At 41.9% G+C, this 14,784-nt stretch carries 13 protein-coding genes and 1 pseudogene; 11 read left to right on the top strand and 3 right to left on the bottom strand.

Features of this window, described 5'->3' with window-relative positions; genetic code table 11:
- Window positions 1-28 precede the first annotated feature (28 nt).
- Both ACQY3F_RS17375 and ACQY3F_RS17370 read right to left on the bottom strand, forming a co-directional pair.
- Window positions 29-1,783: a putative transposase gene (locus ACQY3F_RS17375; protein WP_428357615.1), complete on the bottom strand. Its 1,755-nt coding sequence runs from the start codon at window positions 1,781-1,783 to the stop codon at window positions 29-31.
- 38 nt (window positions 1,784-1,821) lie between these two features.
- The gene (locus tag ACQY3F_RS17370; protein ID WP_428353676.1) at window positions 1,822-2,286 is read right to left on the bottom strand and encodes a hypothetical protein; all 465 of its coding nucleotides are present in this window, start codon (window positions 2,284-2,286) and stop codon (window positions 1,822-1,824) included.
- 170 nt (window positions 2,287-2,456) lie between these two features.
- Here ACQY3F_RS17370 and ACQY3F_RS17365 point away from each other — a divergent pair.
- Window positions 2,457-2,948 (top strand): annotated as a pseudogene (locus tag ACQY3F_RS17365) (transposase); the annotation flags it as partial.
- A 230-nt stretch (window positions 2,949-3,178) separates the two neighbouring features.
- Here ACQY3F_RS17365 and ACQY3F_RS17360 read toward each other — a convergent pair.
- Entirely contained in the window at window positions 3,179-4,321 is a 1,143-nt protein-coding gene (locus tag ACQY3F_RS17360) for an SGNH/GDSL hydrolase family protein (RefSeq protein WP_428356207.1), read from the bottom strand.
- A 266-nt stretch (window positions 4,322-4,587) separates the two neighbouring features.
- On the opposite strand from ACQY3F_RS17360, the gene ACQY3F_RS17355 reads away from it, so the two are divergent.
- The 10 genes from ACQY3F_RS17355 to ACQY3F_RS17310 all read left to right on the top strand — a co-directional run bounded on the left by ACQY3F_RS17355 (window position 4,588) and on the right by ACQY3F_RS17310 (window position 14,772).
- Entirely contained in the window at window positions 4,588-4,902 is a 315-nt protein-coding gene (locus ACQY3F_RS17355; protein ID WP_428356205.1) for a hypothetical protein, read from the top strand.
- Window positions 4,895-5,152, top strand: coding sequence for a PIN domain-containing protein (locus tag ACQY3F_RS17350; protein ID WP_428356204.1), 258 nt, complete (start codon window positions 4,895-4,897; stop codon window positions 5,150-5,152). The genes ACQY3F_RS17355 and ACQY3F_RS17350 overlap by 8 nt, the downstream gene beginning before the upstream one ends.
- 83 nt (window positions 5,153-5,235) lie before the next feature.
- Window positions 5,236-6,432, top strand: coding sequence for an ISAzo13 family transposase (locus tag ACQY3F_RS17345; RefSeq protein ID WP_428352931.1), 1,197 nt, complete (start codon window positions 5,236-5,238; stop codon window positions 6,430-6,432).
- On the top strand, window positions 6,429-6,656 hold the full coding sequence (locus ACQY3F_RS17340; protein WP_428356203.1) for a type II toxin-antitoxin system VapC family toxin: 228 nt from the start codon (window positions 6,429-6,431) through the stop codon (window positions 6,654-6,656). Before ACQY3F_RS17345 ends, ACQY3F_RS17340 begins: the two co-directional genes overlap by 4 nt.
- A gap of 100 nt (window positions 6,657-6,756) precedes the next feature.
- Window positions 6,757-8,982, top strand: coding sequence for a tetratricopeptide repeat protein (locus tag ACQY3F_RS17335; RefSeq protein ID WP_428356202.1), 2,226 nt, complete (start codon window positions 6,757-6,759; stop codon window positions 8,980-8,982).
- A gap of 303 nt (window positions 8,983-9,285) precedes the next feature.
- Complete coding sequence (locus ACQY3F_RS17330) at window positions 9,286-10,296, top strand: HAD family hydrolase (RefSeq protein ID WP_428356200.1); 1,011 nt, start codon at window positions 9,286-9,288, stop codon at window positions 10,294-10,296.
- 334 nt (window positions 10,297-10,630) lie between these two features.
- The gene (locus ACQY3F_RS17325) at window positions 10,631-10,840 is read left to right on the top strand and encodes a dodecin (protein WP_428356199.1); all 210 of its coding nucleotides are present in this window, start codon (window positions 10,631-10,633) and stop codon (window positions 10,838-10,840) included.
- 579 nt (window positions 10,841-11,419) lie between these two features.
- On the top strand, window positions 11,420-12,703 hold the full coding sequence (locus tag ACQY3F_RS17320) for a DEAD/DEAH box helicase (protein WP_428356198.1): 1,284 nt from the start codon (window positions 11,420-11,422) through the stop codon (window positions 12,701-12,703).
- Window positions 12,704-13,219: 516 nt separating this feature from the next.
- On the top strand, window positions 13,220-13,588 hold the full coding sequence (locus ACQY3F_RS17315) for an STAS/SEC14 domain-containing protein (protein WP_428356196.1): 369 nt from the start codon (window positions 13,220-13,222) through the stop codon (window positions 13,586-13,588).
- A gap of 308 nt (window positions 13,589-13,896) precedes the next feature.
- Window positions 13,897-14,772, top strand: a complete 876-nt coding sequence (locus ACQY3F_RS17310) for a patatin-like phospholipase family protein (protein ID WP_428356195.1) — start codon at window positions 13,897-13,899, stop codon at window positions 14,770-14,772.
- The last annotated feature ends 12 nt before the right edge of the window (window positions 14,773-14,784 follow it).

Genomic DNA, 14,784 nt, shown 5'->3' with positions numbered 1-14,784 from the left:
TCAGACGAAACTAATTTGAGACCATTTCCTAATTTTTTGCGGATGAAGTCAGCTCATAAATTAAGCGCAGATCGGTTCCTGGATAATTGAGTTCCGTTTGATTGAGTTGTTCAAATAACTTTTCTATTGCTTTATTACTTGCAGGTCGGGAAGTACTATGCACACGTATCCGAAGTTGTTTTTTTACTTCATCGGGTAATATATCTGCTTCTGTCACAAACAGCGTTTGTAATAGTTGCCTTGCCATCGGAAAATCGATTGTCGGTGAGGTTAGCAGAGCGGCCATTGCTGTTTCTGCCCGATAAGCGATCATGTTGACAGTATCTATCAGCCGCTTTTTCCCTGGCAGAAGCTGTTCGAACTTATCTTCGTCTCTCAACTCTTGCCAGGTAATGTGTTTGGGCGTTTGGCTTAGTTTTTCCTTGATGGTTTTTAGTTCATTTTCATAATGCTCTATTTCTTCGAGTAATTCTGCTCGTTTTCTTTCCCATTTCTTGTATTTCACATCTTCCGTTTCATCTTTTTTAATCACCGGATGAAGTTCCATCGCTGCAAATCGAGATAGACGGTAATTGAGTTTGGATTGTATCGAATTACGCTGTCCTTCCTGTTGGCGCCTATCAGGGTTGACCACCTTTTGGGTATCGGATAGTGGCTCTATTCCATACTCCTGTAGCATATCTAGCCCATAGTGGTGCTTCATATATCTAAAAAAGTTCTCTTGGCACCACCGGCTAAACATTCGCCCAGAAACAGCCGTCAATTCTAGTTCATAGGCTGTGGTAATAATACTGGTTTGGTGACCAGAATCAGTCAACTTGCGCACTTCTCTCATCCACATCGCCTGTTTTTTGGTTCCAACCAGACTGCCTCGTTCGGCGAGTTTCATGATGACTTTTTCACCACTCGGTAGTGTGATCTCCTGACTGGAAAAATTGTCCAGTGGCCAATTTTCGGTGGGAAATTTATGATAGGTCATGCAAGCGACACGATGCTTGTCCCACATCTTTCTAAAGAATGCGGGGCTATAGCCTTCTCTATCAAACACCAGGATAAAACGACAGGCTTGTTTGTTTTGCTGTAATGCTTGTGCACTCGGTTGATTCGGAATGTCTTTGAGTAATCGGGGGACGATATCTTCTTCCAGCGTTTTTAGTAAGCCCGGATCCACCGTTTTTTCAACGACAAAGAAGGGACGCCCCGTACCATCATTAACCCAGTAGTCGGTGATACCCCGTAAGCAGAGTTTTTCGCGTGAAACATGCCGTTTGGGAAGTTTAGTCAAGTGTCCATGATAGACACGGACATGACCATCTATGTAGAGTGTTCCTGCTGCCTCTGGTTCATTTTCCATCCATTGTCGACTGAGGTCGGCCGCCCAGCTTTCAACTGATTCTGGATCAGACAGTCCTTTTACTTTGGTTCTTAAACAGCGCACTTCGGGAACCCGATCCAGGCCAAGTAGTTTGCCGAATTCACCCGGTGCATGCTCGCGAAGTTGTTCGGCATTTTTGATGCGACATAGTCCCATAAAGGCGAGTAGCAATAGGATATGAAAGGTTTGATAATAACCTGTCAGTTTGCCAAGGTGGTGCTCAATGTCATTTAATAAGCCATTGCTAAGTAACGCGGGCAATGCACATAACACACCGCCTTTAGGAACATCTAAACAGGATTCGAATTCGATTGAGGCTCCCTTTTCCTGCTCACCCAAAGCCGCCTGGATTCGCTCTTCTACTCGAGTGCAGGCCGTACCGAGTGACTCGGCTGCACTGGCATCAATAATATCACGGGCTGATTTGGTACTGCCATCATTGGGGTCTATTGATACGGCAGACTTTTTTTTAAACGTCCATCACTGATCGCCTTGCGAAAGGTATCTGCCCGGATGCCTAATTCTTTAGCGGCTTCGTTAGGCGTCATACCTTGATCCAGATATTCCTGAGCTTGCTGCAAAACCTCAAGCGTAAAGAGTGGTCCTCCCTTGCGAGTCGGGCGAGGTTCAAAAAACGAATCAGCCCCTTTTTCTCGTAGTTGCCTTAATGAGCGCATAACACTACTTTTAGAGACACCAAAGGTTGTAATAATATCGATTGAACGACAGGAGCCGGTATTGATGAGTTGAGAGGTGTGAAGTCTAAATAATCTCTTATTGTCAGCCTGGTGAGAATAGATCGGGATACCGCCGAGGAAATAAAACCACTCATCATTTCGGTTATCAACACTGACCTGACCATTTATAATAGTCGTACCCTGAGGAATTATTGGGAGCATGAGTTGCTGCATTAATTGAATACCTCGTATGATATGAGGGCTTAGTTTAACCTAAATGAGTACCGTTTTCATTTCTTTAGCTGAAAATATCAATCATTTGACAATAATTCCCTAACCCTTTAATTATATTGCCTAGTTTAAGTTTTAATGGATTTCTTTCAGGATAGCGAATCAAGATGTCTGAATATCGTTGTGGTGGCTGGTCTCGCTCTCGTCAGTTTGTCGCGGTCAGGATAAAGCAACCTAAACAAGTGACAGGACCTCAGTCCGAGCTTTGGGATACGGCAGAATATGACTATTTTTGTTATGTAACAACTGAACCTCTATCGCCTTGGCAAACACATAAGAAGTATGGTGAACGAGCGACGTGCGAAACATGGATTGAAGAAGCAAAATCACAAATGGGTTTAGGTAAAATCAGAACGAATCAATTTCTGGCTAATGCCGCATTATTTCATTGCGCCGTTCTTGCCTACAATACCGTGCGCTGGATGGCTCAATTGAGTGGCAACAAAACGTTGTGCCAATGGGAGCCGGATACACTTCGTACTTATCTGATTCGGGTGGCTGGAAAATTACTCACAGGCAATAATCAGCTGAGAGTCAGAACACCTGCAGGTCCGCTCTATCCACAGGAATGGGATGATTGGGTTAAGGTGGGGTTACTCGCTTAACATTAACCGAAGTTAAGTCACTTTGATTAAAAGGTCATGGCACGTTGGCAGGGTGTTTATTGCCTTGGGCTCGGGGGATATCCATACGATACAAAAAATTTCCTCTATTTATGATTTAAATCTGGATATTTTGATCGGTTGGACAAAGAGGGCTGGCAAAGCGGCAGTAAAAACCTAATAACCACTTAGCTAGACAGGTTAATGAGAGTCAAAATATGGGCTTGCAGGATTTAGGTATCAACGTACTGGACATTATATCCTTGATCCGTGAAATATCTGATGTGTTTTTTTAAGGACTCATTATAAATTGTTGTTAATACATCAAACGCAGCGGCAACTGCACGCATTTCTCCAAGCGTATTAACACCCGCTTCGGTCAGGACTTCCGGGGAAAAACCTAAATTATACTGTCCAAGAACCAGAATATTTTTAGCACCTTGGTCTAACAAAACGTTCACACCAGATTTTGGATCAAGACTTCCCGCAATTTCCGCAGGAATTTGAACAGTCATGATTGCAATAAAATCGGCAAAACTTATATTACCGTCAACAAAATCAATAAAAGACTTGGAAAGATCATTTGCTCCAACATAGATAATATATAACGTATCATCATCGACCACTACCTTCGGCTTATTTCCGGCCCGATCTAACTCAAACATTTCAATCTGTTTATTCAGAGCAGGAACAATCACTTTCTCACGCAAACCAATATTAAAGCTAGCGTCTGTTTCACTTTGATTATTACGATAATTAGCCTGCTGTTGGTTGATCGAATTTTCTAATGATAAACCATCAACTTTGCAAGGTAATGGTCCCAAATCATAATTTGCACATTTATCATTTGATAGCGCAGAAACCATTGCATAGTTCACTGATTGTTTTTTGGTCACATCGGATTCATTGTATTGAATGACCCAAGGACGAAAATCAGCACCACTGGCCATTAATTTTCTTAAAATACCATTGTAAAGAAAATATTCACTCCAGTTAATTGAGCGAAATTCTCTTTTGTGACAAACATTGCCACTTGCCTGAGAGGAGCATAACTCTAATTGCATCGGCAGCGTTGTTCGATAAACCCTCGAATCATTATCGATTGAGGGGAATTTTAATCGGAGTCCAGGGAGTATTTTATCTTTTTTGGGATCGACAGGATTGCCGATTGAAACATATGCATTGGTAAAATAGCCACTATCCGAAGTATCTCCCTCAAGCATGAGGCTTTCAGGGAAGTTGCCAATATCTGTAAGGCTGTCCCCAAAAAGAATCAAATTCGAGTATGTTGCCGTATGTTTAGTAACTTCATTGGCATTAGCAACAGGCAATAAAGTAATTATTAACGATATAAATAGCAAAATATATTTTTTCATAATTTCATTCCTTTTTTCTGTGTGTATTGTATGGGCAATATCAAGGTATATTAACTCCTACCCATTATCCGCAAAGTTGCTATTTTTCGCAATTTTTAAAAAGTATCATGGGGTGTGTGGCCGAGTAGAAAATTAGGGCCTGATCCGAATTGCGAAACTGGTGAAACTTAAATATTACTCCGATCCCAAATATTCGCTGAGTAGTTACAAAATCCAACACGAAAGCAGAGCGACATTGTTTTATATGTTATACAATGGTGTCATTAATGGTTGCTAATATTGGCGTGATGAAAAATACAAGTAATAGTGGTGCAGATAAGGTGAGAACTACTTTATACCTGACGCAAGAAAACAAGCAAGGACTTGATCAAATTCCCAGAGGAAAAAAAACTGCTTTAATGAATAGAGCAATTGCACATGCGCTCAAAGAATTGGACAAAAAAGAAAATAATATCAAGTTTATCGAGATGATTTCTGAGATAGAGCCTGTCAACTCCGAGGTATCTTCTGAAGTAATGGTTCAGCAACTTAGAGTAGCTAAAGAAATATCTATAGCTACTGATCAATCTGACGATGAATAAAGTTGTTTTAGATTCCTGTGTGTTCGTTAAATTATTTTTACGGGAGCCTGACCATCTAGTAGCGGTTGAACTGATTACTGAATTGAGTAAAAAAAACTATCAGGTTTTAGTACCGTCTTTATTTGTATATGAGGTACTGAGTATTGCTGCTAACTCTTTTTTCATAAATAAAGCCCACGCACTTATAAGCCAGTATCAATTAGCTAATTTAGACATAGTAGAGTTAGATAAGGGAGATGGAAAGAAATAATCATCCAAACGAAGTAAGCTTGTGTCTCAATAATTTATAATAATGAATTCTGAATTTATTCTCACACTAGGCAGATAAGCTTGTTGATATTAACAGATAGCATTATAGGTTGGATTATAAATACAGCCCATCGTTTAAAAGGCTCGGTACGTCGTATATTCATGGCTGAAACGGTGGAGCTACTAGGCTCAGGTGGTGCAAGTATTGCTGAAGAAAAACTAGGATGGAATAGAGGCACTATCCGAAAAGGACAATATGAACTTGAAACTCAGCCCATAGAAGATAATTTTTCAGCGAGAGGGCGTAATAAAAGTGAAGAGCATTTTCCTCATCTACTTGATGACATAAAAAAAATTGCTGAACCGGAGTGTCAAACGGATCCCTCTTTTAATTCCTGTCGATTATATACCCGGCTAACGGCTAAAGAAGTTAGAAAACGTTTACTGGAGATTGATTATTACGATGAAAAAACATTACCTTGCTCAAAAACTATCAATACAAAATTAAATGACCTGAGTTACCATCCAAAAAAGGTACAAAAAACAAAGCCTCATAAGAAAATCAAGGAAACGGATGCAATTTTTGAACAAGTTCATTCAGTCAATGGAATGGCAGATATCAACCCAAAAGAGATTCGTATATCAATTGATGCCAAAGCAAGAATGAATATAGGAAATTTTTCACGGGGAGGACGAAATCGGGTTTTAACAAAAGCAGAGGATCATGATTTAGATGTTAAGGAAAAGTTAACTCCTTTTGGTTTTTATCTGCCTGAACATGATGATTTTTTCCTTTTCTTTACAGCAGGCTATGCCAGCAGTGATTTCATCGTTGACCGATTGGAAGAAATTTGGCCAGAAATTCAAGAAAAATATGGAGTAGATATTCTGACAATTAACGCTGACAATGGTATGGAGAACAGTAGCTCCAGAACTCAGTTTATAAAAAGGCTTGTGGAGTTTGCTGAAAAAAGCAACATAAAGATAAAACTGGCCTACTACCCTCCTTATCATAGTAAATATAACCCAATTGAACGAGTATGGGGAGCCTATGAAAATCATATTAGTGGCGACATAATGGATACAGTTGAAACAACTTTAAAATTTGCCAAAAGTATGACCTACAATGGCAAAGCACCTATTGTTAAATTAACAGAAAAAATATATGAAACAGGAGTAAAGGTAGGTAAAAAAGCAATGAAGACGTATTATCAGTTTGTTGACCGAATGCCATCGTTGGAGAAATGGTTTTTGACCATTTCTCCTGGTTGTTCTGGATGATTATTTCTTTCCATCTCCCTAAGCAGAATATTATTAAAGCCATTGAGATATGTGAACATGGGCATGAAAAATCAGGATTTCCTACGTTTTACGATGCCTGCTATCATGCCTTAGCCATTAACAATGGATGTCAGTTTATTACTGCAGACAAAAGGCACTTTATTAAGTCCAAAAGCTTTGGCCATGTGACTTTGATGAGTGATTGGGAAAGTGTTTTACGTTGAGAAACAGCTTTGCCGTAACGACCCCGGTAAACAGAGTTTAGGAACGAAGGGCTCTCTTCTTGCTATAGTTTAGAATAATCTAAGTCTGAAACTATGTAAAATGAAATTACTAACTGTTGTACGCTTTCTTATTGGTTTTTGTTTTCTTCTACCTTTATCGATTATTGCCTCCCCAGAATATGTGGGCGAACAAGCCTGCCAATCCTGCCATATAAAAGAGCATAAGCAATGGCAAGGGTCACACCATGACCTGGCAATGCAGGAAGCTAATGCAACCGTATTGGGAAACTTCAATAATGCGACCTTTAGCAAGTCGGGTACCAATACGCGGTTTTATAAAGATAATAACCGGTTTATGGTCAACACCGATGGCCCGGATGGCAAGCTGCATGACTATGAAATTAGCTATGTCTTTGGTGTCTATCCCTTACAGCAAGTTATGGTTAAGTTCCCCAAAGGCAAAATTCAGGTGCTGGATATCGCCTGGGACAGTCGCGCCAAAGAGCAGGGTGGTCAACGCTGGTTTAGCTTGCATCCCGATGAAAACATTCCGGCAGGGGATGTACTGCACTGGACGGGTCCGAATTTAAACTGGAATTTTATGTGTGCGGATTGTCATAGCACCAACCTGAAGAAAAATTATTCCGGGCAAGATAACAGTTACGCGACCACATGGAATGAGATTAATGTTTCCTGTGAGGCCTGTCATGGTCCAGCTTCTGAACATATTAACTGGGCAGAAAAGCCAGTAGATAAACGTAATAAAGAAGCAAATGGCTTAACAGTTCATCTGCCTAAGCCCGCTAACAGACACTGGATAATCAATAAACAATCGGGCAAACCTGAGCTGTCAGGCAAAACATCAACAAACCAGGCTGAAATACAAGTCTGTGCTAAATGCCATTCACGCCGCGCACAAATTGATGATGACTTTGTGCCGGGTGATAATTTCCGTGATCATTATTTACCCTCTCTATTAACTGACCCACTTTATTATCCTGATGGCCAGACCAGGGATGAAGTCTACGTCTATGGGTCGTTTTTACAGAGCAAAATGTATCAGGCTGGTGTGATTTGTAGCGATTGTCATAATCCGCATACGCTAGCGCTTAAGGCCGAAGGGGATGAAATCTGTTTACAATGTCATCTTCCTGCGGAATATCAAAATACGAATCATCATCAGCATAAACCTGAATCTACAGGTGCTAGCTGTATTGCTTGCCATATGCCGGCCACCCTATATATGGGAGTCGATGAACGCAATGATCATAGTTTTCGTATACCACGACCTGACCTGGCTGAACAATTAGCCACGCCGGATGCTTGTACTAACTGTCATAAAGATAAAAATAGCCAGTGGGCAGCTAAGTCGATAAAACAATGGCTGGGCAAAACGCCGCAGGGTTATCAACAATTTGGCCCGGCTCTGCACGCATTAGAGCAGCAACAAGCAGATGCTTTACAGCTGACTTACGGGGTGCTGTTGAACGATACGCCGGATATTGCCAAGGCCACTGTTGTCGGTCATTTAGGTGAATACCCCTCTAGGCAGACTTTGATGACAGCGATGCAAATGCTACGCTCAGAAGATGCAGATGTACGCAGGCAGTCGCTACAGGCTTCACAGGCGTTTCCTTTGCAACATACGGTAGCGCAGATTTATGCAGCTTTAAATGATCCTGTGAAAATTGTGCGTATAGACGCGGCACGAGTATTAGCGGCGGTACCACGCGGATCGCTGGAAAAAGAGCAAAAAGAACTCATTGATAAAGTCACTGAAGAGTATCGGAAAAGTTTGCTTTTTGCCGCTGAACGACCAGAGGCGCAACTCTCACTAGCGCAATTATACAGCCAGTTGGGGAAAATGGATCAGGCTGAAGCCGCATTTAAACAGGCATTGGTTTTACAGCCACAGTTTATTCCAGCCTATGTGAATTATGCTAATTTCCTGCAACAACAGAATCAGGAACAGGTCGCTTTGGCAATATTGCAGCAGGGTTTAAAAATACACCAGGATGCGGCTTTATATCATTCATTAGGGCTATGGTATGTACGTAATAAGGACAGAGAAAAAGGTATTAAGGCATTACAAAGAGCGGCGGAACTAGAGCCAGATACGGCGAGCTATCAATATGTTTATGCGGTTGCTATCGCTGAAAAGCAACCAAAGCAAGCCATTAAGATACTGAAGAGTGCCCTACAGAAACATACCGGTAATATGGAACTGTTAATGGCATTAGCCAGCTATTATAATCAGTTGGGAGATCAAGAAAATTCGCTGAAATATCGCAACAAAGCAGAAAGTGTATTGCGCTATCAACCGTAAATCCATTGTAGGGCGCGGCTTCAGCCCGCCTTTGGCTAATTGGCGCTGCTTTAGGTAACGCGCAATAAATAAACTACCCATATTGTGCAGGATTTTTGTTTGTCTTCAAAGCCTGCCCCGTACTTGATACGGGGGCGTAGAAATAGGCGCATAGCTTGCTACGTAACTTATTTCTACAACGCTGAAGACGGACAAAAAAACTAACAAGATGGGTGGGTTATTTGTTGCGAGTTGCTTCAGCCCGCCTTGGGCTAATTGGCGGGCTAAAGCCGCGCCCTACATCAAATATTAAAAGGAAGTTTAATGTTCAGACAAAGAAAACATCATATTTTTTTCGCGGCAATTCTTTTAATAGTCTTAACCGGTTGTTCGTGTACGGGAGGTATCAAACAAGATCCCTTGCCCTCATGGAATGAAGGCGCTGCTAAAACCAATATTATTGAATTTGTTCAGGCTGTGACTGATCAATCCAGCCCAGACTATGTACCGCCTGCTGAGCGTATTGCTACATTCGATAATGATGGTAATTTGTGGGCAGAAAGACCAGTCTATTTTCAGCTAATATTTGCTATAGATCGAGTAAAGCAATTAGCGCCGCAACATCCAGAGTGGAAAACCACACAGCCCTTTAAGGCGGTACTGGAAGATGATATGCAAGCTTTAGCTGCATCGGGCGAAAAAGGCTTGCTGCAGCTTATTATGGCGACCCATGCTGACATGACAGAGAATGAGTTTGCAGCTATTGTAAAGCAATGGTTAGCCACAGCTAGACATCCAAGGTTTAACCGCCCCTATAATGAGCTGGTGTACCAGCCGATGCTAGAATTGCTGACTTATTTACGTGCTAATGAATTTAAGACCTATATTGTATCGGGCGGTGGTATCGAGTTTATGCGTCCGTGGACTGAAGAGGTTTACGGCATACCGCCAGAACAAGTTGTTGGCAGTAGTATTAAAACAAAATTTGAAATACGTGATGGGGTGCCAGTATTGGTACGGCTGCCTGAAATCAACTTTATTGATGATAAAGCAGGCAAACCCGTCGGTATCAATCAGCATATCGGTCGTCGCCCAATAGCGGCCTTTGGTAATTCCGATGGTGATTTACAAATGCTGCAATGGACAGCGGCAGGTGATGGCAAGCGACTTATGATGCTGGTGCATCATACCGATGCACAACGAGAATATGCCTATGATAGAGATTCCCATATAGGTAAACTGGATAAAGCACTAGATGCGGCTGAACAGAATGGCTGGACGGTAGTTGATATGCAGAACGACTGGAAGGTGATTTTTCCGGCGGAATTAAAGTAATTGAAAACCGGCAATATCAGTATTAATAACACAGAAATATACTTCGCGCGGTCACGGATGCGAAAAATATAGTGAGCTGATTTTTGTCGGTAGCAAAGCGCTGAAACTGACGCATAGCTGGCTAAATAACGGTTTAAGCAGCGTAACTATCGGCCAAAACTCAGCCGCTAGAAATCCGCAGTCGTGACCGCGCAAAGTATATTCAGGACAATTGCGTCAATTGAAGCTAAACTGTCATTTACTAGATTAATCCGTTCAGCTTGTTTCCAGGAAAATAACTAAACGGGAATCGCTACACTATAATAATGATCGCTACTCTGCACAGGATATCAATATGACTAATCATACTTATAAAAAAATTGAATTAACGGGTTCATCAACCGTTGGCATTCAGGATGCAATTGAATGCGCTATCGCTAAGGCTTCGGAATCTGTTCACAATATGCGCTGGTTTGAAGTGATTGAAACGCGTGGACATATTGAAGAAGGTAACGTCGCTCACTGGCAAGTAACTATTAAGGTTGGTTTCACACTAGTCTCATAAGGCACCTGGAAACACACATCATCCATCCTTGCTGGTCTTTTTGTCCATCATCAACACTGTAGCAATAGTTACGTAGCTAGCTATGCGTCTATTGCTACAGCACTGATGACAAACAAAAATACTGCCCAAATATTGGACGATTATTTATTTCCAGGTGCCTAAGTAATCAGATCACCTGTTTTCAGAGGTCACGTTAAACTGGCCACTTTTCTATCTAGGAATGCGCACGAAATAGGCTGAGCATCTAGCGCAGTATTTTTATTCGTATTCAAAGCCTGCCCCGTGTTTGATACGGGGACGTAGAGGCAGGCGCATAGTCAGCTAAAACTGTTTCTACAACGCTGAAGACGGATAAAAAGACAAGTTAGTTGCTTTAGTTATTCCGTGCACGTTGCCTAGTTCGGATTTTGCAAGATCGAATTGTTTACTGTCTTTTAATTCCTTTCTAAAGTCGGTCTGTCGGCGCATTAAATTTGCTCTGCATGTGTAAAGCAATTTATTACATGTTCAACGCTAAGTTCCTGTAGACTACATATCCCGTTGAAAAGCGATTCCTTATTAATATTAAAGAGACAATACATGAGCTTTGCCGCACTAAACCTATCCCCCGAGATTCTTCAAGCCATCAGTGAAAAAGGCTATGAAACTCCCTCTCCCATTCAGGCGGAAGCAATACCCGCAGTACTTGAAGGCCGCGATATTATGGCTGCTGCACAAACAGGTACCGGAAAAACGGCAGGATTTACGCTGCCCTTATTACAATTACTATCTACCGGCGAACACGTTAACGCTAACCAGGTACGCGCATTAATTTTAACTCCTACGCGTGAGTTGGCTGCACAAGTAGAAGAAAGCATTGCTAGCTATGGCAAGCATTTACCCTTGCGCTCGACAGTCGTCTTTGGCGGTGTAAAAATCAATCCGCAAATGATGCGCTTGCGTAAAGGCGTAGATATTCTGGTAGCAACGCCCGGGCGCTTATTAGACTTATACAATCAAAAGGCCGTCAGATTTTCGCAATTAGAAATACTCGTGCTGGATGAAGCGGACCGGATGCTGGATATGGGCTTTATCCACGATATTCGTAAAATATTGGCGACTCTGCCTAAAAAGCGTCAGAACCTATTATTTTCTGCTACCTTTTCAAATGAAATTAGGCAATTAGCGAAAACCATCGTACATAACCCGGTGGAAATTTCGGTTAGCCCGCGTAACACCACAGCCGAATCAGTTAAGCAGCACATCTATCCGGTAGATAAGAAAAAGAAAGCAGAATTGCTTACCCACTTGATCAAACAGCACCAATGGCAACAGGTGCTCGTTTTTACCCGCACCAAGCGCGGGGCGAATCAATTAGCCCGTCACCTGGAAACAGAAGGTATTCAAGCGGCGGCAATTCATGGCAATAAAAGCCAGGGGGCACGAACCAAAGCGCTGGCCGAATTTAAAAGTGGCTCGATTCGGATTCTGGTTGCAACCGATATTGCTGCGCGTGGTCTGGATATAGATCAATTGCCGCAAGTGGTTAATTTTGACTTACCCAATGTACCGGAAGATTATATCCATCGTATTGGCCGCACAGGACGTGCCGGAGCAACAGGTGAGGCAGTCTCATTAGTGAGTGCAGATGAATTTCCGCAACTTTCTGATATAGAACGCTTGATTCAAACATTGCTTACACGTGAAGTCGTGGAGGGTTTTGACCCGGTTCACTCATTGCCTGAATCACGATTAGACCGCCGCCCGGTTAAGCCAAAAAAACCTAAAAAGCCCAGAGTCGGGCATAGAGATGGGCAACGTTCTGGTGCGAGTGCCGCTGGAAATAAACCCAGGGGAAGAAGTAATAGAACACGTTCGGTTTAGGAATGTGCTGTTATACTTCGCACGGCCACGGTTGAGGTTTTCTAACGGCCGATTTTTACAGATAGTTGCGTTACTGAAACAGTTGCGTAGCTAGCTATGCGCTTGTTTCAACGCCCCCGTATCAAGTACGGGGCAGGCTTTTCTCTCAACAAAAATCAACTCGTTATAAAACCTGCAACCTTCACCGCGCGAAGTATGATATTCATTTAAGTCATGATATAGGTGAGTGAGCTGCTCTTGCGTTTTGGCTACACCCTAGAAGAGTATTTTTTAGCACTGCTGATATTCAAATACTTGAGTGGAGTGCAATAGCTTCAGCTATTGCTGTTTCGGAAAAAGCTAAAGCTTTTTACTCCAATCATTCTATTCTGCTTTAAACAGGCATCCATTAATTATAAAACCTGTATCCAAGAATAGCATCGAACAACGCTAGGGTAGAGCCAACGAACCTACTACTTTATAAGGATGTGGTTTTCATTATATTTTGCATCTGGTCTATCTATTAGGAGAGTATTAATGTTAACAGTACACTTAAATGCCATAGCTGGAATCGCCATACTACAGCCTGAGGGTGAGCTATCTGCAGCAGACTTTGCATCCGCTAGTCAAATTATTGACCCGTATATTGAAAGCGCAGGGAAACTCAAGGGAATAATTATTCATGTGCAATCATTTCCCAGTTGGGATTCATTTGCGGCATTAATTAGCCATTTTAAATTTATTAAAGATCATCATAAGCAGGTGTCACACATCGCTCTGGTCACTGACTCTCCAGTTGGTGGGTTTGCTGAAAATATTGCAAGCCACTTCGTCAGTGCCGAAATTAAAAGTTTTGCTTATAATCAATTAGAGACAGCAGAACAATGGATATTAAGTACTGATTAGGGAGTGTGATTCAAAGTAAATATGAATTGCATTATTGTAGGGTGTTGTAGAGCGGACTTCAGTCCGCTATATTTCAGTATGAATTGCGGACTGAAGTCCGCTCTACAGCTTTGCTTGTTACGATTACAGTATTTCGTGCTCAGATTTATTCACAAAACCGTGAAGTGGGGGTTACTTGCTCTACAGGTGACAAGTATTTACAATCATTATATTTAATATTCAGGTACTTATCATGTTTTATAACAGTCAACTGCCGTTTTAGGGTGATAGTATAATGATGATTTCATGCACCTTCCTAAGGATCTTACATGAGTACTAATAAGAAAAGTGTCTCTTTAATTCTAGGCAGTGGCGGCGCCAGAGGACTGGCCCATATTGGTGTGATTCAGGAGCTGGAAAAAAATGGCTATGTGATCAAATCCATTTCAGGCTGTTCGATGGGAGCGCTGATTGGTGGTATTTATGCGATTGGTAAGCTGGATGAATTTGAACAATGGATCAGGGCTTTATCAAAACAGGATATATTTTCCCTGTTAGACCTTTCTTTACAAAAGGGTGGGCTGATAAAAGGCGATAAAATAATCGAAACTTTAAGGCAGCTGGTAGGTGAAACCCTGATTGAAAATTTGCCTATACCTTTTACTGCGGTTGCAGCGGATGTTCGGGCTGAAAAAGAAGTCTGGTTAAATAAAGGGCCGCTATTTGACGCCATCAGGGCTTCTATTTCACTGCCATTGTTTTTTACACCGTTTAATCATAATGGTGTTTTGCTGGTTGATGGCGGGGTGCTCAATCCTGTGCCCATAGCGCCCGCTTTTAATGACCACACGGATTTAAAAATAGCGGTTAATCTAGGTGGGGCAGTGGTTGAAGCGAAGAAAGTTGAATTGCCAGGTGAGTTAGTTGAGGAGCGATCCTTTTTGCATAAGCAAGTGACTAGCTTTATTGATAGTCTGCGTGATGAATCTGCAAGTGCCCTGGGGCTAGATTGGGGAATGTATGAAGTCGCCAATCAATCATTTGATGCCATGCAAAGTACCATTGCACGGCAGAAATTAGCCGCCTATCCCCCTGATGTTATTATTGAAATTCCACGCAATGCCTGTGGTACATTAGAGTTTGATCGCGCTAAAGAAATGATTGAGTTAGGGCGAGAAACGGCTATGCAGCACTTACAAAGATAATCTCAGTTGGCC

Source organism: Methyloprofundus sp., from assembly GCF_965251085.1.
GTDB lineage: Bacteria > Pseudomonadota > Gammaproteobacteria > Methylococcales > Methylomonadaceae > Methyloprofundus.
Note: the sequence above shows the minus strand (reverse complement) of the source record. Positions and strands in the feature narration are given on the sequence as shown.